Raw genomic sequence first — 20487 nt, 5'->3', positions numbered from 1 at the left:
GGTGCGGCATCAGGACGCTCCGGCGTCCGCCCTCCGACACAGATCATCGCAAACCGGATTCCCACGCGGAGCGTGGGAACCATCCGAATCAGGGAAACAATGGACAACGAAGATCGCGCCTCTTTTTGGTCCCGTACTTGGATCATGGCCTTACTTGCCGTCCCCATCTCGACGCTGATTTTGCTCGGGATCATCTTTCCGCTGCTTCCCACGACCAAGGCCGGATGGCTAGCTTGCGCCAGCACAGGAATCCTGTTCTCGGTCTGGATTTTAACCGGAACCTTGCTAGAGGGCTGGATTGAGCGCCAACCTCGCTTCCAAGCACGCAACAAGGCAATTGCAATTCTGCCGATCATCGCAATGATGGGTGGGGCGCTCTGGTTCTACACTGAAAATCAAGCCTTCATCGCCGCCAACTTTGCGTACTGGAATTTCTGACCAAGCCCGCTTTTGAATGGACGCTCCTGCGTCCGCCCTCCGACGCAGAGCGTCGCAAACCGGGTTCCCACGCGGAGCGTGGGAGCGGTCATCCAACACCCGAAGACCCGCGCCCAGCCTTGCTCTTCAAGCATCAAAAACAAACAAAAAGCGGCCCGCAGGCCGCTTTTTACATGCACAACCCGACGCTTACTCTTCCAGCGCCTTCTTCACCCGGCGGGCGCGCACGCCTTCAGCCAGAATCTCCAGCACGCCGACCGAATCTTCCCAGCCGATGCAGGCGTCGGTCACGCTCTTGCCGTATTCCAGCGCCTTGCCCGGCACCAGATCCTGGCGGCCTTCGACCAGATGCGATTCACACATCACGCCAAAGATACGGTCATCTCCCGCGGCAAGCTGGGCCGCCGTGTCTTTGGCGACTTCGATCTGGCGTTCGAACTTCTTGCTGCTGTTGGCATGCGAGAAATCGATCATGACCTTGGCGGATACGCCTGCGCCGGCAAGCTCCTTGCAGGCCTGATCCACACTGGCGGCGTCGTAATTGGGGGCCTTGCCACCACGCAGGATCAGGTGGCAATCCTCGTTACCGGCGGTCGACACAATTGCCGAATGGCCGGCCTTGGTGACGGACAGGAAATGGTGCGGTGAGGCAGCAGCCTTGATTGCGTCGATGGCGATCTTGACGTTACCGTCGGTGCCGTTCTTGAAGCCGACCGGGCTGGACAGACCAGAGGCCAGTTCGCGATGCACCTGGCTTTCAGTGGTACGCGCACCGATGGCGCCCCAGGCGATCAGGTCCGCGATGTATTGCGGGGTGATCATGTCGAGGAATTCAGTTGCGGCCGGCAGGCCCAGCTCGTTGATCTCCCACAGCACCTTGCGCGCCAGGCGCAGGCCGTCGTTGATGCGGAAGCTGTTGTCCATGCCGGGGTCGTTGATCAGGCCTTTCCAGCCCACCGTGGTGCGCGGCTTCTCGAAATACACGCGCATCACCACCAGCAGGTCTTCCTTGAAGCGCTCGGCCTGTGCCTTGAGGCGCTGCGCGTATTCGACGGCGGCCTGGGTGTCGTGAATCGAACACGGGCCGATCACCACCAGCAGACGGTCATCCGCGCCGTGCAGGATGCGATGAATGGCGTGGCGGGCGGCAAAGGCGGTGCTGGCAGCGGCCTCGGTGGCGGGGAATTCACGCAACACGTGGGCCGGCGGGGTCAGTTCCTTGATTTCGCGAATGCGGACATCGTCGATGTGAAGTTGGTTGGAGGCGTTCATAATTCTGGCGTTGTTTTTTGTGATTTCCCGATTGTAGCCGATGCCATCCGATCCTCTGCCCCCTGACACCCTGCGTCCGCTGCTCTTTCGCGGTCGCGGCGCCGTGTCACGCCCCGACGGGCGCTTTGAATCCCAATGTCGCGAGGCCTGCGACGATGGCTGGGGCTCGCTGGAGGAAGCGCCTGCCGTACCACGTACCGAACTGCGGGTGGATCGCGCCAGAAGCATCATCAGCCGCAACGACTCGCCCGACATTCCGTTCACCCAATCGATCAATCCGTATCGCGGCTGCGAGCACGGCTGCACCTACTGCTACGCCCGCCCCACGCACAGTTATCTGGGGCTTTCAGCCGGGCTGGATTTCGAAACCAAGATTGCCTGGAAGGCGGATGCCGCCACCCTGCTGCGCCGCGAGCTGGGTGCGCGCAATTACCGCTGCAGTCCGATAGCACTGGGCATGAATACCGATGCCTGGCAGCCGGTGGAACGCGATCTGGGGGTCACCCGCGCGATCCTCGAAGTACTGGTCGAGTGCCGTCACCCCGTAATGATCGTCACCAAGGGGGCGCTGATCGAGCGCGATTTCGACCTGCTCGCCGATCTGGCACGTGACCATCTGGTGGAGGTGAGTTTCTCGATCACCACGCTGGATCGCAAGCTCGCCCGCGCAATGGAGCCGCGCGCCGCTGCGCCGCAACGCCGTATTGAACTGCTGCGCGAACTTGCGGCACTGGGGGTGCCCTGCGGCGTGCTGTTCGCCCCGCTGATTCCGGCACTCAACGATCATGAGCTGGAGACCGTTTTCGAGGCCGCCCATGCTGCCGGCGCACGCCATGCCGGAATCGGCTTGCTGCGCCTGCCGCATGAGCTGGCCGAGGTGTTCCCGGCCTGGCTGGCGCAACACGCTCCGGATCGCGCCGGCCATGTCATTAGCATTCTTCGGCAGATGCGCGGCGGGCAAGCCAGCGACAGCCAGTTCGGCCGGCGCATGCAGGGCAGCGGCGTGTTTGCCGAGCTGTACGCCAGACGTGCGCGTCTGGCCATCGAGCGCCTGGGGCTGAATCAGGCGCATCGCCAGCTCAACACCCACGCGTTTCGTCCGCCACGCGCCAATCCCCGGCAGGGCGAGCTGTTCTGAGGGGTGTGGCGCTTGACGGCGGCCGGCCGGCCCGCATATTGTCAAATCAAGCCCTGCCGCCCGGGGCGCGACTTCACGGACGCCGCCATGCCCACCCTGCCACGCTGGTTTTTGCACACTGCATCGCCTGCCCTGCCCGGCATGCTGCTGACCCTCCTGCTGAGCCTGCCGGCACACGCGGCAGACACGCCGACTTCCATCGGATCGAACAGCCCCGTGCCAACCGTGGATCTGACGCGGGCTCCGCTGCCGCCGGAAGACCTGTCGATCCCGGAACAAACCCTGCGCGCCAGCAACGCCACGTTCAGGGGGCGCTTCACTACGGATGGCAACAGCGGGCTGATCACGGGCTCGGTCACGATCAGCTGGGACAACGGTGACCGCTTCAGCGGCCGCATGCTCAACGGCAAGCGTCAGGGCCCCGGCAAGTTCGAATGGGCCAACGGCCAGAGCTACGAAGGCGACTGGCTGGACGATCAACCAGACGGACGCGGCATCCTCATTTTTGCCAATCGGGATCGTTACGAGGGCGAAGTGAAAGCCGGCGTACCGGAGGGCTTCGGCAGCAAGATCTTCAGTTCCGGGGATCGCTATGAAGGCAGCTTCAAGACGGGCGCGCCCGATGGCAGCGGCAGCTACAGCGACAAGGCCGGCAACCGTTACGACGGGCAGTGGCAGGCGGGGCTGAAGCAGGGCAAGGGAAAGTTCGTGTGGTCCAGTGGCCAGAGCTACGAAGGCGACTGGTCGCAGGATCGGCCTGCCGGCCAGGGCGAAATCATTTTCGCGAATGGCGACAAGTACCTTGGCAGCGTCGCGGCCGGCCTGCCCGATGGCAAAGGCAGCAAGGTGTTTGCCGCATCGGGCGACCGCTACGAAGGCGACTTCAAGGCCGGCGAGGCCCATGGTCAGGGCAGCTACCTGTGGAAGAGCGGCGACCTGTACCAGGGCGCCTGGGCGAAAGGGCGCAAGACCGGCGAAGGGCGTTACACCTGGGTCAACGGTGATTACTGGCAAGGCAGCTTCGCCGATGACGCCCAGATGGATGGGCGCCTGTACTTCAAGCCCATGCTGGACATCGCCCCGGCAGCGGCCGAAAAGCTGATGCAGCAGACCCGCGCCGCTTCAGATACGGGCAGCACACGCGCCAGCACGGAGCGGCCACTCGATGTCACGCGCCTGTCGGCCATTCCGATGGTGGCACTTGAACTCAAGGCCTGCGAACGTGCCGGCGCGGCACTGGACTGCCGGCAGAGCCTGCTGCGCGAAATTGAGCAGGGCACGCTGTTCAAGCACAGCTGGCAAACCATGTTCAGCGAGAAGGGCAGCGGCAACACCACGATCAACTATGAAGTCGACAGGAACAGCATCAGCGAGACCGGCCGGGTCTTCTCCTGGTTCCGCTTCCTCGATTCGGCCAGCGGCAATTCACGCAACACCGGCATCAAATACGACTGCCGCAGCGAAGCGCTGGAAATCCAGCTGCTCTACAACTGCACAGGCGGTGCACAAACAAACGCCTGCGCGCTGGACCGGAATTTTGACAAGTACGTCGGCAAGGCGATTCCGGCGGCGACGATCAAGGGCTGGTTCAAGACCGCCTGCGAGCGCCGGGGCTGACCCTCGCCAGGACCCGCACGCAGCATCGCTTTCCGGCAACCCATGCCAGAAAGCCTCGACTAGCAAGCCTCTTCAGCACGACCACCTGAAGAGGTCCGCCCGGGGCAGCTCTCCGGGCACTTCAATCAGAACAGGCACTCAGCGCGCGCCAAATATCTGGTCGAAACTGGCGCCGTCCGCAAAGTGCGTTTTCTGCGCCTTGGCCCAGCTGCCGAACAGCTCCTCGATGGTGAACAGTTTCACCGGTGCAAACTGCCTGGCGTACTTCGCGGCCACCTTTTGATCGCGCGGGCGGTAGTAATGCTTGCCGGCAATGTCCTGCCCTTCCGGTGAATACAGATAGTTCAGGTAGGCTTCGGCCTGCTTGCGCGTGCCATGGTGATCAACCACCTTGTCGACCACCGCCACCGGCGGCTCGGCAAGGATGGACACCGAGGGCGTGACGATCTCGAATTTGTCACGGCCCAGCTCGTTAACCGCCAGATACGCCTCGTTCTCCCAGGCCAGCAGCACGTCGCCGATGCCCCGCTCGGTAAAGGTGGTGGTGGCACCACGCGCGCCGGAATCCAGCACTTTCACGTTGCCGAAAATCTGCTTCACGAACGCCTTGGCGGCCAGCTCATCGCCACCGTTCTTGCGCAGGGCGTAGCCCCAGGCGGCCAGATAATTCCAGCGTGCGCCACCCGAAGTCTTCGGGTTCGGCGTCACCACGCCGATGCCGCTGCGGGCCAGATCCGGCCAGTCGCGAATGCCTTTCGGATTGCCCTTGCGCACCAGGAACACGATGGTCGAGGTGTACGGCGCTGCGTTGTGCGGCAGCCGCTTCTGCCAGTCCGGCGCAAGCAGTTTCTGGGCGGCGATGGCATCAATGTCGTATGCCAGCGCCAGTGTGACGACATCGGCCTCCAGCCCGTCGATCACCGTGCGAGCCTGCTTGCCCGAGCCGCCATGCGACTGGCGGAGCGTGATGTTCTCACCGGTACGGGCCTTCCACTGTCTCGCGAACGCCGCGTTGAAATCCTGATACAGCTCGCGTGTCGGATCGTATGAAACGTTGAGCAGCGTCGTCTGCGCCAGGCTCAGGCCATTCAGGCCCAGCGCCAGCGCAAGGGCCAAACCTGCCTTGCGAAAAATCCGGATATCCACGATAGGGCTCCTGAAAGCTTGATGGCTCCACGCTTGATGGCTCCACTTTACCCCCGGCAAAGCCGGGGAAAGAGGACGCTGGCTCATCCTGTCGGAAAAAAAAGCCGCCACTCCGGCTGGAGCGGCGGCCCCGGGCTCAGTGCGCGTGCTGCATGGCTGGCGCCGCAGCGGCCCCTACCGCCTCGATCTGCACGTCGACCGTAATCTCCCCGGCCTTCTCGAAGCTCAGCTTGAGCGGGAATTTATCGCCCTGCTTCAGCGGCGCTTTCAGTTCGATGAACATGATGTGCAGACCACCCGGCTTGAGCTCGACACTCTGGCCTGCCGGCAGTTCGATACCCTTGTCCAGCTTGCGCATGCGCATGGTGTTGCCTTCCATCACCATGGTGTGCAGCTCTACCGCGTTCGACACCTCTGCCTGCGCCGAGATCAGGCGATCGGCCGCGCCGCTGTTGGTGATTTTCAGGAAACCGCCACCAGCAGCCGCACCAGCGACCGTGGCACGCGCCCAGGGGTGGTTGATCTTGAGACTGCCCAGCGTGTAATCGTGGGCCTGGGCAGTACCGGCCAGCAGCACAGCTGCGGCCATGAGGATTTTTGCAAACATCTGACTCTCCGTAAAAATGGGATTGCATCGCCACACACCAGGCGGGCGATGAATTCAACAGGTGGAAAATCAGGCCACAGGCGGTGCGCGCGGGTGATAGCGCGGCCACACGGCAGCTCGCGCCAGCGCGGCAAGCGGAACCGGCGCCTGCACATGCAGCAGGCCGGAGAGCAGCGCCGGGCGGGCATCTGCAGGCGGCATCAGCGCAAAGAGAGTCCCGGCAAGGCAGAGCGGGCAGCGTGCCTGCAAACCCTTGTCCGGTGCGCCTTTCCCGGAGGTATCAAACTGGACGAAAACACTCTTCGCGCCCAGCGTCGAGCACATCTGCATGCTCACCCCGACCTGTACCGGCAGCGCCATCAGCAGCGGCATCAGCGCATGCATGAGCACGGCCAGCAAGGCGATCCGGATGACAGAGAGGCGGGCGAAGTGATTCATAAGCAGCGCGGGCAAAGGAAGCCGGATTATGACTGATCAGCCTCATGCGCGAAGCGTGCGAGCGCCGCAAGATGAGAATGGTTTTCATTTGCCAGAATCACAGGTAAGATTCAGCCACCCCAATCGACCCATTCAACGGAGCTTTCATGAATCGACTCCTCGCTTCCCTGCTGCTGGCCATCGCCCTGCCCGCCAGCGCCGCCGACACTGAACTGAACCTCTACTCGGCCCGCCATTACCAGACTGATGAAGCCCTCTACAAGAATTTCGAGAAGGCCACCGGCATCAAGATCAACCGCATCGAGGCGCAGGAAGACGCGCTGCTCGAACGCCTCAAGAACGAAGGCGCCAACAGCCCGGCCGACGTGTTCATCACCGTGGATGCCACGCGTCTGGCCAAGGCCGACGAGCTGGGCCTCTTCGCCGAAGTGAAGTCCAAAGTGCTGGAGAGCCGCATCCCTGCCCACCTGCGCACCGGCGAGTGGTTCGCCTTCTCCACCCGCGCCCGCGTGATCGTCTACAACAAGATCGCCATCAAGGCCGCCGACGTGCAGAGCTACGAACAGCTCGCCGACCCGAAGCTCAAGAATCAGGTCTGCGTGCGCGCCGGCATGCATCCCTACAACCTCTCGCTGGGTGCGGCAATGATTGCGCATGAGGGCGAAGCGAAAACCGAAGCCTGGGCCAAGGGCCTCGTGGCCAATTTCGCGCGCGCCCCCAAGGGTGGCGACACAGATCAGATCAAGGCCGTGGGTGCAGGTGAATGCGGCGTGGCGCTGGTCAACTCCTACTACGTGGCGCGCATGATGCGCAGCACCGCCGCGGATGATCGCAAGGCCATGGAAGGCATCAACGTGGTGTGGCCCAACCAGCAAAGCTGGGGCACGCACATCAACGTCTCTGGCGGCGGCATGCTCAAGACCGCGCCGCACAAGGAAGCAGCGGTCAAGTTCCTCGAATATCTGGCTTCCGACGAAGCCCAGATCTACTTCGCCGACGGCAACAACGAATGGCCCACCGTACCGGGCGTGAAGGTGAAGAACCCGGCGCTGGAACGCCTCGGCCCCTTCAAGGCCGACACCCTGGAAATCGGCAAGACATCCAAGGGCGCGATTGCCGCGCAGAAGATCTTCGATCGCGCCGGCTGGCGTTGAAACTCAGGCTCCGCAAATGACAAGCCCCGCTGCGTGCGGGGCTTTTTGTTGGTGGGGCGGAAGGTAGGCCTTGTTGTACGTAGGGTGCGTCGTGCGCACCACTCATTCGGCCATACCTAAGCCGTGTGTACGGTGCACATCTACCAACAAGGCTTTAATAGTGAAGCCACGCGCAAACTTCAAGAAAGCGTGGTCTCTATGAACTTTTTTCCGACACTCAGAACAAGGTCGAATGTCATATCAACTCCAGCAGTGGAAAACTTGTCTTTCACTTTCTGCCAGATACTTTCGCTACGAATCGTATCCAACAAGTTATGCCCTGAGTTGGTGAGACGAATAGCTAAAGCCACATTGATTTCGCCACTACCTGAGCTTGAGTTGAGGATTTTTGCTTCGATGTATCCGGACTCACTCAAAAGGCGCATGTTATAAGCAACCTCCTGCATCGGAAATTCTTCAAAGCTATTGGCGTTAAGGTAAACGTTCGGGGTTTTGCTGTTTTCCAAACGCACAAGTATTGCTCGAATAATCTCCCAGTCTCGAACCATGTGATGCCTCCTGGTGTATGCCTAACGAAGAGCGTTTACCCGCCGCGCAGAAACGGTTGACCGCGTACGACGCACTCCGAATACTCGGGCACGACTCGTAGGGCGTCAATGAGCAAAGCGAATTGCGCCGCATGCCTGCAAGTTCATTCCATGTGGGTGCTTGAAAAACGGGCCCGATGCAAGGCTCGAACGGGCTTTGCTCTGCGACCTTTGCCTGACGGGCTACTTTCATTCGGCGCAATTCGCTTTGCTCATTGACGCCCTACATTCGGGCCGCTTTGCGGCTGCTTATCAAGCAGCCATGCGCATGGAATCAGCGCGCCCTGCCAATCCGCCGCGACAACAGAATCACCGGCAGCAGCCCGACCAGCACAATGGCCAGCGAGGCAGTGGCGGCTTCACTCAGGCGCTCATCTGAGGCCAAGGTGTAGGCTTGCGTAGCCAGTGTGTCGAAGTTGAAGGGGCGCATCACCAGGGTGGCGGGCAGTTCCTTCATCACGTCCACGAACACCAGCAGGCCAGCGGTGAGCAGGCTGCCGCGCAGCAGCGGCCAGTGCACGCGGGCGAGCGTACTGCCGCGCCCGGCGCCAAGGCTGCGCGCAGCTTCGTCCATCGAGGGCGTGATGCGCGCGAGGCCGGATTCAACCGTGCCCAGCGCCACGGTGAGGTAGCGCACCAGATAGGCGTAGACCAACGCGGCAATGCCACCGGTGAGCAGCAGGCCGGGGTTATGTCCGCTGACTTGCTGGATCAGTGCGGCCAGCCATTGGTCGAAGCGCGTCACCGGGATCAGCACGCCGACGGCAATCACCGAGCCGGGCAAGGCGTAGCCCAGCCCGACCAGACGATTCAGCGCGGCCGGAATGCGCGAACGGGCAAGCCGCGCGGCATAACCCAGCAGCACCGCCAGCAGCACTGCACAGATTGCCGTGACGCCAGCGAGCAGCACGCTGTTGTTCACCAGTTCCAGATAGCGGCTGCCGAGCTGGCTGTCGCCATCCTTGAAGGCCATGCGCAGCAGCAGCCCGGCAGGTAGCCCGAAACCCGCCAGCAGCGGGCCTGTGCAGGCAGCCATCGCGCCGAGGGCCGTCCAGCCTCGCAGTACAGCACGCCTGCCCGGACGGGCGCGCGGGCCGGCGCTGTGGCGGGCACGTCCGCGCGAAGCCTTTTCCAGCAAGAGGATCAGGGCCACACAGCCCAGGAGCGCCGCGGCGAGCTGCGCGGCGGCGAGGCGATCACCTAGCGAGAACCAGGCGCGGAAGATGCCGGTGGTGAAGGTCTGCACCGCGAAGTAGGACACGGTGCCGAAGTCGGCCAGCGTCTCCATCAGCGCCAGACTCACGCCGGCGATGATCGCAGGGCGCGCCAGCGGCAGCGAGATGCGCCAGAAACAGGCCCATGGGTCGAGGCCGGCGGCGCGGCCCGCTTCGGTGAGGCTGCCGGCACGCTCCAGAAATGCGCTGCGGGCCAGCATGTAAACGTAGGGGTAGAGCACCAGACTGAACATCGCGCAGGCGCCGCCCACGCTGCGCACTTCGGGGAACCAGTAATCGGCGCGCGTCCAGCCGAAGAGTTCGCGCAGCCAACTCTGCAGCGGGCCGACGAACTGCAGGAAGTCGGTGTAGACGTAGGCCAGCACATACGCCGGCATGGCCATGGGCAACACCAGCGCCCACTCGAAGAAACGCCGGCCGGGGAACTCGGTCATCGCGGTGAGCCAGGCGCAGGCCACGCCCAGCAGCGTGACACCCAGCCCGACACCCAGCACCATGATCAGGGTGTTGGTGATGAATTCAGGCAGCACCGTGGCCGCCAGATGCGCCCAGGTCTCGCCCGTGCCGCCGATGAACACGCTGCCTGCCACCACCCCGACCGGCACGGCAAGCACCAGCGCGCACAGCACCCCGGCGAGGGTGAGCGGACTGAAGGCTTGGCGCAGGCGGGTCAGGGAAGACAAGAGGGGCATGTTGTGGCGTCAAGGAACAATGGCAAGGCGTTTGGCCACAGCGCAAACGAAGTCTACAGAGGTCTGCCAGATTATAATCATTCTCATCTGCGAATCTCTCAAAGCCGCCAACATGTCTGCCGCCAACTCCGTTCTCTCTGCCCGCGACCTGCGTCTGGCCTATGGCGCGCAGGAGGTGGTGCGTGGCCTGAGCTTCGAGCTGGCGCCCGGCAACATCGCCTGCCTGCTCGGTCCCTCGGGCTGTGGCAAGACCACGGTGCTGCGGGCAATTGCCGGGTTCGAGCATCTGCTGGCCGGCGAGATCCGCTTCGAGGGCCGCCTGATCGGCTCGGCGATCGAGCATGCGGCGCCGGAATCCCGCGGCATCGGCATGGTGTTCCAGGATTACGCGCTGTTCCCGCACCTCACCGTGGCGGGCAATGTCGGCTTCGGGCTGGCGAAATCCGCCCGGCCCGCGCGCGTCGCCGAAATGCTTGAACTGGTCGGACTGGCCGGCGAGGCGCACAAATATCCGCACGAACTTTCCGGTGGCCAGCAGCAGCGCGTGGCGCTGGCCCGCGCGCTGGCGCCGCGTCCGGCACTGGTACTGCTGGACGAACCTTTTTCCAATCTGGATACCGAGATGCGTGAGCGCCTGTCGCTGGAGGTGCGCGACATCCTCAAGACCGCAGGCACGGCGGCGATCCTCGTCACCCATGACCAGCACGAAGCCTTCGCCATGGCTGACGAGATCGGCGTGATGAGTGAGGGCCGCATCCAGCAGTGGGGCAGCGGCTGGCAGCTCTATCACCGCCCGGCCAACCGCTTCGTGGCGGATTTCGTCGGCCAGGGCGCCATCGTGCGCGGCGTGGTGCGTGATCCGGCCACGGTGGAGATCGAGCTCGGCCGGCTCAATTCGACAGTGCCGGTGGAGTGCTGTCATGGTTCCAGCGTGTGCGAAGTGGATGTACTGCTGCGGCCGGACGACATCGTGCATGACGACGCCAGTCCGCTGCAGGCCGAGGTGGCGCGCAAGGCCTTCAAGGGCGCCGAAATCCTCTACACCTTGCGCCTGCCCAGCGGTGCGGAAGTGCTGTCGCTGGTGCCCAGCCATCACGATCACGCCATCGGCCAGCGCATCGGCATCCGTCTGGATGTCGATCATGTGGTGACCTTCGCTCACCCCTGAGACGCGGCACACCCCGTTCCTCTTGTTGCCCTGCCCTTTCCTCCGGCCGGCAACCGGCGCACGCGCGTGACATACTGGCAGTTCAACGCCACCAGCCAGAGGATCGCCATGTTCGAATCCGCCGAAGTCGGCCACGCCATCGACAAGAAGACCTTTCGTGCAGCAGAAGAAGCTCTGCGCAACGAGTTGCTGCTGGCCCAGAACGCCTTGCGTGAGCAAGGCAGGTTTCCGGTCGTGCTGCTGATCTCCGGCGTGGATGGCGCCGGCAAGGGCGAGACCATCGCCCAGCTCTACGAATGGATGGACCCACGCTTTCTCAGCACCATGGCCTTCGTCGAACCCAGCGACGAAGAACGTGAACGCCCCTTCATGTGGCGCTTCTGGCGTGCGCTGCCGCCCAAGGGCCGCATCGGCATCTTCTCCGGCTCCTGGTACTCCCAGCCGATTGCCGGACGCATCGCCCGCGAACTCTCGCGCAACGGACTGGACAACCGCCTGGAACAGATCAACCGCTTCGAGACCATGCTCGTCAATGAAGGCGCACTGGTCCTCAAGTTCTGGTTCCACCTCTCCCGTGAAGGCCAGGTGGTGCGCCTGAAGAAACTGGAGAAAGACCCGCGTACCGCCTGGCGCGTCACCAAAACTTCCTGGGCCCGCACCAAAACTTACGACGAGCTTCAGGACGTGGCCGGCCACGTGCTGCGCGTTACCAACACCGCCGCCGCACCCTGGATCATCGTCGACGGCACCGACGACAACTACCGCAACCTGCGTGTCGGCCGGGCGCTGCTGGAATCGCTGAAGGCCCGGCTTGAAAACAGCAAAACGCCTCAGGTCGCTCCTGCCGTCCCGCTGGTGAAACGCATCGATGATCGCAACGTGCTGAGCGCGCTGGACCTCACGCAAAAACTCGACGAAAAGAAATACGAACGCGAACTCGCCAAGTGGCAGGGGCGCCTCTCAGAACTCGCCCGGCATAAAAAATTTACTGGTCGCTCGCTCGTGCTGGCTTTCGAAGGCATGGACGCCGCCGGCAAGGGCAGCAGCATCCGCCGCATCACCGCCGCGCTGGACCCGCGCCAGTTCCAGATCGTACCGATTGCCGCGCCCACCGACGAGGAGCGCGCCCAGCCCTATCTGTGGCGCTTCTGGCGGCACATGCCGCGCCAGGGCCGGGTCACCATCTTCGACCGCTCCTGGTATGGCCGCGTGCTGGTCGAGCGCATCGAAGGCTTCTGCGCCGAAGCCGACTGGCTGCGTGCCTACGCCGAGATCAACGACTTCGAACACGAACTGGTCGAAGCCGGCAGCATCGTCATCAAGTTCTGGCTGCAGATCGACAAGGCCGAGCAGATGCGCCGCTTCAAGGAGCGCGAAAAGATCGAGCACAAGCGTTTCAAGATCACCGAAGAAGACTGGCGCAATCGCAAGAAATGGAACGCCTACCAGCAGGCCGCCGTCGACCTGATCGACCGCACCAGCACCGGCAAGGCGCCGTGGGTCGTGGTCGAGGCCAATGACAAGAACTTCGCGCGGGTGAAGATTTTGAAGGCGATTTGTGAGCGGCTGGAGGGGACGCTGGGGTGAGGCTGCAGGGTGCGCATTGCGCACCATTTCGGCCGATCAAGCACCGAACCGGCTGGCTTGGAGGATCGAATCCGCGTGCGCGGTGCGCACCCTACCGGACTTGCTACATGCGGCTATTCGAGGCATGAGGTGAATCAGCGTACGGCCCAGTTGCTGGACAAACACCGTTCCGCAAGCCTCCCCGGCAGCAGCGAAGCAGCCCTTACTGTGCTATCCCGAATTCACCGATGGCAAAATCGCTGGAAGCCTGAGTGACCGTAATGGTGGAAATGGTTGAACCGCACGGCGCGGCAAAGCCGAAGCCATTTGCACCGGAGGTACCGACCACGCTGATCGGACCGCTGCTTGCACCAGAATCGGTGGTGGCGGTGATGGCCACCGTGCCTGAATTGGGTTCGGCATATAAGTAGAACGCCGCCGTGCCGGCAGGCAGCGTCAGGGTGTTCGTCGTACTGGCGGTGTAGTACACGACCCCGGTATAGCTGTGAGACCACGTCGCCCAGCCGCCGCCTGGTACGGTGCGCTTGGTGGCGCTGGCAGCCAGAGTCAGGTTACCGCCAATCGGGCTGCCGGGAATCGTCGTGACGTTGGCGAAATTAGCAACGGCGTTCTGCGCTGTCTGATCAAACGCCTGCATGGTGTAGCCGCCCATGGAGGTCGGCGGCGCGGTGGTGCCGAGATTGAACGATTGCACCGATCCGACAACGGTAGCAGTACAGCCTGTTGCCGCACCATCGTCGCGCGAGGCATCGCTCGAACCACCTCCGCCGCAGGCACTCAGCAAAAACCCTGAAGCCAGCACCAGCGCCGAAGCAATTACCGGTTTCGTGAAACTCATTTTGCCTGCTCCTTCATGCCTTAAAATATGACAATGCGCACGCTACTCCCGACCGCACAGCCCTACAAGCTGTACCTTCGGGGCCTGAGATTAACTTTCGTCATTATCGTCATTACATTGAGCTTCCATTGGCAGAGCATCAAATTGTGAAGTGATGCGTCATTGCAGACGATGTCGGCGGTGTTGACCTGTTTGTACGCAGCCGTACGTTGCTCCACACAGCCTTGCCTCATGGACTTTCCTTGATCGCCACGTCACTGGCTCCCACGCGGAGCATGAGCTCCCCACACACAACCTGCCCGAAGAACAGCCCCCCGCCTGCGTCTGCAGGCAGACCGTCTGCACAGCCGCGCCAGCCGGGCCTCTTCAGACCATCGCCGCCTGATCGAGCTCGACGGCCGATACGCGGTTGCGGCCCCGCTGCTTGGCGTCGTACATGGCCTGATCGGCGAGGCGCTGGATCTCGGCCATGGACTGTTCGCTGTGCTGGTTGCGCGCCACGCCGATGCTGGCGGTGATGCGCAGGCGCTGGCTGCCGATATCCGGCATGAGCGCCTCGATGCCGAGGCGGAGGGATTCGGCCAGACGCAGCGCGCCGGCCAGATCGGTGTTGGGCAGGAAGACAGAGAACTCCTCACCGCCCACGCGGCCGACAGCATCGCTTTGGCGCACAGTTTCCATGAGCCTGGCGGCCACGCATTTGAGCACCAAATCACCGGCCTCGTGACCATGCGTGTCGTTGATGCGCTTGAAATGATCGAGATCGACGAAGAGCACGGCATAGGGCGTGCGGTTGCGGGTGGCGAGGTGGATCATCTGGTCGCAGGCCGCGTAGTAGGCACGGGCGTTGAGCAGGCCGGTGAGCGGGTCGTGGCTGGCCATGTGGCGCAGTTGCCCATTGGATTCGCGCATGCGGAAGAAATAGGACAGGGAGCGCGCGCCATACACATGAAAGAACGCGCCGACATAGGCGAGCGCGGCCAGCAGGGTGGCCATGCCGTTCGATGAATACGGCCGCGGCAACAAGCCGTTGCCGAGCGCCAGACCAACGACACTCAGCACCGTGATGGCCAGCCCGGCACGCTGGCCGAGCAGGATGTACACGCCGGGAATGTTGGTGAAGAACCAGATGACGCGCATTTCGTCTTCGGAGACGAAATACAGGGCGGACACGTATTCGAGCAGGCAGAGGATTTCATACGGCCAGGCCACGCGCAGGAAGCGCTGTGGCTGCCCGCGCAGCAGCAACCACAACACCACGCTGAGGGTAGTGAAGACGCTCATCGAGATGACGTGGCGCGCATCGATGAGGTTGGCGCCGGAAGCGACGCCAAGCAGCAGGAGCACGGTGGTCAGCGCGCCAACTGGCAGCACGATGCACAGGAGTTTGAACTGGAAAGCCCTGAATTCTTTCGCGTCAGCAAAATGCACCGAGCCAAACAACATGTGCTCAAGAACGGACATGCATGGCCTCCACAGCAGCTAAGAGTTTTCTCATCCTCCCTGTATAGACCATGTTGCTGGAGCAGATTTGCAACAATCCATGACGACAGGCCGCACCAACGGACACTCAGGCCGGATCAAAGCCCGCCTCGGAAAGGCGCGCCACCACAGCCTCACGCGGCTGGCTGGTTTCAACCTTGACGTGCTTGGTCGCCACATCAATCTCGATTCTGGCGTTCGCATCCAGCTCGCCGAGGATTCGGGTGATGGTCTTGGCACAGCCGCCGCAGCTGATGCCGGGAACGGTGAATTCGTACATGCTTGGCTCCTTGGGTGGGTTGATGCATGAATCATCATGCTTGCCACGGGGGGAGAGTCAAGCGCCTGCTTACATATCATGCTCCGGCCTCGACACCCCCGGTCTTGCCGAACACTCGGACCGAGCGATTTGAAGCGACTCAAGCGAGCACACCCGTTCCGTTCGGTCCGGGAGCCATGCGGAGCGCAACGTATCGAGAACAAGGCACACCCCCGATACCAGACACTCGGCACCGCTTGACCTTCCCACGATGGTAGCCTCCAGACTTCAGGCATCAACCTCACACGGCAATTCATCATGAGCCAGCACTACTCCCTCCCCATCGAAGGCATGACCTGCGCAAGCTGCTCGACACGCCTGGAGAAAATGCTTCGCGCCACGCCCGGCGTGGCCGAGGCGACGGTGAATCTGGCCAGCGAACGCGCCAGCGTGAGTGGCGAAGTGGCACTCGACGCGGTGCTCACCACGATTCAGCGCGCCGGATTCGATGTGCCCGAACGCACGCTGGATCTGAATGTGCTGGGCATGACCTGCGCGAGCTGCGTCGGCCGTGTCGAAAAGGCCTTGCTGAAAGTGGCGGGCGTGACGGCGGTGGAGGTAAATCTGGCGAGTGAATCGGCGCGCGTGCACACCCGGCTGGATGCGGAAATCGAGCCCCTGCTGGCAGCCTTGCTGCGCGCGGGTTTCGACGGCATCGCCCGCGAGAACCAAGCGGGCATTGCCTCTACAGACACCATGTCTGCAAAACAAGACAGGGAGCGGCTCGCGCTGATGCTCAGTATTACACTCAGCCTGCCGCTGGTGCTGCCCATGCTGGCCGAGCTGTTCGGCGCGCACTGGATGCTGCCGGGCTGGCTGCAGCTGGCACTCGCCACACCGGTGCAGTTCGTCTTCGGCGCACGCTTCTACCGTGCTGGCTGGAAGGCCGCTCGCGCGGGCAGTGGCAACATGGACCTGCTGGTGGCGCTCGGGACCAGCGCCGCGTATTTCCTCTCGCTATGGCTGCTGCTCAGCGGGCACAGCACGCATCTCTACTTCGAAGCTGCCGCCGTGGTCATCACGCTGGTACTGCTCGGCAAGTGGCTGGAAAGCCGCGCCAAGCGCCAGACCACCGAGGCAATCCGCGCCCTGCAGGCGCTGCGTCCTGAAACCGCACGGCTGCGTACTGCAGATGGCGAACGCGAAATTCCCATTAACCAGCTTCGCGTCAATGACATCGTGATCGTGCGCCCCGGCGAGCGCATCCCGGCGGACGGGGTGCTGGCCGAGGGCGTCTCACACATCGACGAAGCGCTGATCACCGGCGAGAGCCTGCCGGTAGCCAAATCGCCCGGCGCGGTGCTGATCGGCGGCAGCGTGAATGGCGAAGGACTGATCGCACTGCGCACCACCGCTGTCGGCGCGCAGACAGCACTGGCGCGCATCATCGAGCTGGTGGAAAACGCTCAGGCCAGGAAAGCTCCGATCCAGCATCTGGTTGATCAGGTTGCGGCGGTATTCGTGCCAGCGGTGCTGGTGATCGCCTTGCTGACACTGCTCGGCTGGGGCTTTGCTGTGGGCGACTGGCAACAGGCCATCCTCAACGCCGTGGCGGTACTGGTGATCGCCTGCCCCTGCGCGCTGGGGCTGGCCACACCCACCGCGATCATGGCGGGCACCGGGGTAGCGGCGAAACACGGCATCCTGATCCGCGACGCCGAAGCGCTGGAGATCGCCCATCGCGTGCAGGTCGTGACTTTCGACAAGACCGGCACGCTGACCCAGGGCAAACCGACGCTGGCTGCCATCGAATCCGGCAGCGACGGTGCACTCGCCATCGCCGCCGCGTTGCAAACAGGCAGCGAACATCCGCTGGCACATGCCGTCGTTCTGGCCGCGCATGACCTCACGCTACCGACCGCAACAGGCGTAAAGGCCGAGGCCGGACGCGGCATTCGCGGCAGCGTCGAGGGGCGTGACTACGCGCTGGGAAGCTTGCGCTGGATGGGCGAACTGGGCTTCGATACCGCTACGCTCACGACTCAGGCCGCCACGCATCAGGCGCAGGGCCATACAGTCTCGTGGCTGGCCGAAATCGCCGCAACGCCGAAGCTGCTTGCCCTCTTCGCCTTCGGCGACACACCGCGCCCCGAGGCGCACACCGCCATCGCCGCGCTCAAGGTCGCCGGCATCCGTCCGGTGCTGCTAACCGGAGATCACGCCGCCAGTGCTGCCGCCATCGCCGCGCGACTGGGTATCGAAGACGTGCGCGCGGAAGTGTTGCCCGCCGACAAGGCACGCATCGTCACCGAGCTGCATGCGGCTTACGGCACGGTTGCGATGGTCGGCGATGGCATCAACGACGCACCCGCACTGGCTGCTGCAGATGTCGGCATCGCCATGGGCAGCGGCACTGACGTGGCCATGGGCGCGGCAGGCATCACCCTGATGCAGACCGACCCGCGCCGAGTAATGGATGCCATAGACATTTCAAGGCGAACCACCGCGAAAATCCGCCAGAACCTGTTCTGGGCGTTCATCTACAACCTGATCGGCATTCCACTGGCCGCTGCAGGACTGCTCAACCCGGTGATTGCCGGTGCGGCGATGGCGTTCTCCAGCGTCAGCGTTGTGACGAATGCGCTGTTGCTCAAGCACTGGCGGGGGCGGCAGGTCTGACACCCATTCGGGCAAGCCCCTGCAGCAATCGGGCGGGCCTGCCGAAATCCTTCAGGTGACGGGCGAGAGCACAAACATCGGGCTGCGAAATCCGCCCCGGACTCATGCCCGGATTCCCAAGGAGCCTGTCATGCCACAGCCAGCGCCCATCCGGCGGCGTTTCGCCGATCTGTCCATCGCGACCCGCCTGAGCCTGCTCACTGTCGGTCTTCTGGTTCTGGTTTTTGGGGTTGCCGGCACCTACCTGTGCAGCCAGCTCTCCAGCCGCATGCAGGCCAGTGCGACGGCCTCGCTGCAGGTGGCCAATCAGCGCATCGTGGATATGGCGGAGGTCTACGCCACCAGCCTGGAAAATGCGGCCACCCAGCTTGGTGCCGAATTCGTTTCGCGTCTCGGCAGTGCGGTGCCGGAAACGCTGCGTCAAAGCAGCGTGAAAGCCGACCACACGAGAAGCTCCGCGCTGATAGACAGCTTCACTGCCGCCTCGGGCGCCGTCGCCACGCTCTTCGTACGCGAGGGAGAGGACTTCACGCGAGTGGCCACCTCGCTGAAAGATGCTCAGGGCCAACGTGCCACCGGTACCCAGCTCGACCACAAGCACCCAGCCTATGAGCTGACACTGGCCGGCAAGCCCTACACCGGGCGCGCCAAGCTCTTCGGGCGCGACTACATCGTGCGCTACGTGCCCTTGACAGAAAACGGCCGTGTTATTGGCATCGGCTTCATCGGTATTGATTTCACCGAAGGGCTGGCTGCGCTGAAGCAGAAGATCCGCGACATTCGCGTCGGTGATACGGGCCACGTCTTTGTACTTGAGAGCAGCGAAGCCGACGCAGGCAAGGCCGTGGTGCACGCCAGCGCAGAGGGCCAGAGCCTGCTGGATCTGAAATCCGCAGATAACCAGGCGGTGATCCGCCAGATGCTGGAGCAGAAGGCCGGCAGCCTCATCTGGGACGAAAAGAGCCCGCAAGGCGGGACACAGGAAAAGCTCAGCGTGTTTGGCAGCTTTGCACACTGGAACTGGCTGGTCGTCTCCGACGGTTTCGTCGCCGAATTCACGCGTGATGCGCGCAGCATCCAGCAGCAACTGATCGTCGCCGTCCTGCTGATCGCATTATTGATTGCCGGCAGCGTCGCCCTGCTGGGCCGACGCTGGATCAGTCGCCCCCTGAGTGACGCCGTGCAGGTGTTCGAAAAAATAGCCGCAGGCGATCTGACGGTACGTGTCGAAGCGCACAGTCGAGATGAAGTCGGCAAGCTGCTTGGCTCCATGCATGCGATGAGCAGCAAGCTCGCCGGGACCATCGCCGAGGTACGCAACGCTGCCGACAGCCTGAGCGGTGCTGCAGGCCAGATCAGTGCCACCTCGCAGTCGCTGTCGCAATCGTCCAGCGAGCAGGCCGCCAGTGTCGAAGAGACCTCGGCCTCGATGGAACAGATGAGCAGTTCGGTGACCCAGAATGCCGACAATGCCCGTGTGACCGACGACATGGCCAGCCAGGCTACCAGCGAGGCGCGCGAGGGTGGCGAGGCCGTGGCACAAACCGTGCAGGCCATGAAACAGATCGCCAGCAAGATCGGCATCGTCGACGACATCGCCTACCAGACCAATCTGCTGGCGCTGAACGCGGCCATCGAAGCAGCGCGCGCTGGCGAACAGGGCAAGGGCTTCGCCGTGGTCGCTGCCGAAGTGCGCAAGCTGGCCGAGCGCAGCCAGGTGGCTGCACAGGAAATCGGTGAGCTGGCAGGCAGCAGCGTCGGCATGGCCGAAAAGGCGGGCAAGCTGCTCGATGAAATCGTGCCTTCGATCCAGAAGACCGCGGAGCTGGTGCAGGAAATCGCCGCAGCGTCCACCGAGCAATCCGGCGGTGTCGGCCAGATCAATACGGCGCTGGGCCAACTCTCACAGCTTACCCAGCAGAATGCTTCAGCCTCCGAAGAACTCGCCGCCACCGCCGAGGAAATGAGTAGTCAGGCCGAACAGCTGCAGCAGTTGATGGCCTTTTTCAAGCTGACCAACACCGGAACCACGACCGCTGGAGCCTCTCCGGAACCGCGGCAATACATCACCAGGATTTCCTGACAAATCACGCAGCAAAGAACTTCACGGCAGGACAGGCGAGAAAAGCGGCAGTGTCCATGCCCGGTGA

17 protein-coding genes are annotated in these 20487 nt (G+C 63.0%); 8 read left to right on the top strand and 9 right to left on the bottom strand.

Features of this window, described 5'->3' with window-relative positions; all coding sequences use genetic code 11:
* Positions 1–99 precede the first annotated feature (99 nt).
* Positions 100–438, top strand: a complete 339-nt coding sequence (locus Q9Q94_RS17805) for a hypothetical protein (RefSeq protein WP_305981479.1) — start codon at positions 100–102, stop codon at positions 436–438.
* Between the two features lie 189 nt (positions 439–627).
* Here Q9Q94_RS17805 and aroG read toward each other — a convergent pair whose 3' ends face one another.
* A complete protein-coding gene (aroG, locus tag Q9Q94_RS17800) occupies positions 628–1710 on the bottom strand; it encodes a 3-deoxy-7-phosphoheptulonate synthase AroG (protein WP_305981478.1) in 1083 nt (360 codons plus the stop codon).
* A gap of 40 nt (positions 1711–1750) precedes the next feature.
* Here aroG and Q9Q94_RS17795 point away from each other — a divergent pair, with 40 nt between their 5' ends.
* Positions 1751–2848 carry a PA0069 family radical SAM protein gene (locus tag Q9Q94_RS17795; RefSeq protein WP_305981477.1) on the top strand — a complete coding sequence of 366 codons (1098 nt, stop codon included), beginning with the start codon at positions 1751–1753 and terminating at the stop codon, positions 2846–2848.
* A gap of 87 nt (positions 2849–2935) precedes the next feature.
* Positions 2936–4465 carry an MORN repeat-containing protein gene (locus Q9Q94_RS17790; RefSeq protein WP_305981476.1) on the top strand — a complete coding sequence of 510 codons (1530 nt, stop codon included), beginning with the start codon at positions 2936–2938 and terminating at the stop codon, positions 4463–4465.
* Positions 4466–4603: 138 nt separating this feature from the next.
* On the opposite strand, the gene Q9Q94_RS17785 is transcribed toward Q9Q94_RS17790, so the two are convergent.
* The 3 genes from Q9Q94_RS17785 to Q9Q94_RS17775 form a co-directional block, all read right to left on the bottom strand.
* Positions 4604–5611 carry a sulfate ABC transporter substrate-binding protein gene (locus Q9Q94_RS17785; RefSeq protein ID WP_305981475.1) on the bottom strand — a complete coding sequence of 336 codons (1008 nt, stop codon included), beginning with the start codon at positions 5609–5611 and terminating at the stop codon, positions 4604–4606.
* A 136-nt stretch (positions 5612–5747) separates the two neighbouring features.
* Positions 5748–6218 (bottom strand): copper chaperone PCu(A)C, encoded by a 471-nt coding sequence (locus tag Q9Q94_RS17780; RefSeq protein WP_305981474.1) that lies wholly within the window; start codon positions 6216–6218, stop codon positions 5748–5750.
* A 69-nt stretch (positions 6219–6287) separates the two neighbouring features.
* On the bottom strand, positions 6288–6656 hold the full coding sequence (locus tag Q9Q94_RS17775) for a DUF2946 family protein (protein ID WP_305981473.1): 369 nt from the start codon (positions 6654–6656) through the stop codon (positions 6288–6290).
* A gap of 146 nt (positions 6657–6802) precedes the next feature.
* On the opposite strand from Q9Q94_RS17775, the gene Q9Q94_RS17770 reads away from it, so the two are divergent.
* A complete protein-coding gene (locus Q9Q94_RS17770; protein ID WP_305981472.1) occupies positions 6803–7810 on the top strand; it encodes an extracellular solute-binding protein in 1008 nt (335 codons plus the stop codon).
* A 179-nt stretch (positions 7811–7989) separates the two neighbouring features.
* Here Q9Q94_RS17770 and Q9Q94_RS17765 read toward each other — a convergent pair whose 3' ends face one another.
* Positions 7990–8358 carry a DUF2513 domain-containing protein gene (locus Q9Q94_RS17765; protein ID WP_305981471.1) on the bottom strand — a complete coding sequence of 123 codons (369 nt, stop codon included), beginning with the start codon at positions 8356–8358 and terminating at the stop codon, positions 7990–7992.
* A 313-nt stretch (positions 8359–8671) separates the two neighbouring features.
* A complete protein-coding gene (locus tag Q9Q94_RS17760) occupies positions 8672–10324 on the bottom strand; it encodes an iron ABC transporter permease (RefSeq protein WP_305981470.1) in 1653 nt (550 codons plus the stop codon).
* A 112-nt stretch (positions 10325–10436) separates the two neighbouring features.
* Here Q9Q94_RS17760 and Q9Q94_RS17755 point away from each other — a divergent pair, with 112 nt between their 5' ends.
* Both Q9Q94_RS17755 and pap read left to right on the top strand, forming a co-directional pair.
* Entirely contained in the window at positions 10437–11492 is a 1056-nt protein-coding gene (locus Q9Q94_RS17755) for an ABC transporter ATP-binding protein (RefSeq protein WP_305981469.1), read from the top strand.
* 108 nt (positions 11493–11600) lie between these two features.
* Positions 11601–13079 carry a polyphosphate:AMP phosphotransferase gene (gene pap / locus Q9Q94_RS17750; RefSeq protein ID WP_305981501.1) on the top strand — a complete coding sequence of 493 codons (1479 nt, stop codon included), beginning with the start codon at positions 11601–11603 and terminating at the stop codon, positions 13077–13079.
* Positions 13080–13281: 202 nt separating this feature from the next.
* Here pap and Q9Q94_RS17745 read toward each other — a convergent pair whose 3' ends face one another.
* The 3 genes from Q9Q94_RS17745 to Q9Q94_RS17735 all read right to left on the bottom strand — a co-directional run bounded on the left by Q9Q94_RS17745 (position 13282) and on the right by Q9Q94_RS17735 (position 15679).
* Positions 13282–13917 (bottom strand): hypothetical protein, encoded by a 636-nt coding sequence (locus tag Q9Q94_RS17745; RefSeq protein ID WP_305981468.1) that lies wholly within the window; start codon positions 13915–13917, stop codon positions 13282–13284.
* A gap of 366 nt (positions 13918–14283) precedes the next feature.
* On the bottom strand, positions 14284–15381 hold the full coding sequence (locus Q9Q94_RS17740; RefSeq protein ID WP_305981467.1) for a GGDEF domain-containing protein: 1098 nt from the start codon (positions 15379–15381) through the stop codon (positions 14284–14286).
* 106 nt (positions 15382–15487) lie between these two features.
* Positions 15488–15679 carry a heavy-metal-associated domain-containing protein gene (locus Q9Q94_RS17735; protein WP_305981466.1) on the bottom strand — a complete coding sequence of 64 codons (192 nt, stop codon included), beginning with the start codon at positions 15677–15679 and terminating at the stop codon, positions 15488–15490.
* A gap of 297 nt (positions 15680–15976) precedes the next feature.
* Here Q9Q94_RS17735 and Q9Q94_RS17730 point away from each other — a divergent pair, with 297 nt between their 5' ends.
* Positions 15977–18337 carry a heavy metal translocating P-type ATPase gene (locus Q9Q94_RS17730; protein WP_305981465.1) on the top strand — a complete coding sequence of 787 codons (2361 nt, stop codon included), beginning with the start codon at positions 15977–15979 and terminating at the stop codon, positions 18335–18337.
* 130 nt (positions 18338–18467) lie between these two features.
* A complete protein-coding gene (locus tag Q9Q94_RS17725; protein WP_305981464.1) occupies positions 18468–20420 on the top strand; it encodes a methyl-accepting chemotaxis protein in 1953 nt (650 codons plus the stop codon).
* The last annotated feature ends 67 nt before the right edge of the window (positions 20421–20487 follow it).

Origin of the sequence: Uliginosibacterium sp. 31-16 (assembly GCF_030730865.1) — a bacterium.
GTDB lineage: Bacteria > Pseudomonadota > Gammaproteobacteria > Burkholderiales > Rhodocyclaceae > Uliginosibacterium.
The sequence above is the reverse complement of the archived record's forward strand: the minus strand, read 5'-3'. Positions and strand labels throughout refer to the sequence as shown.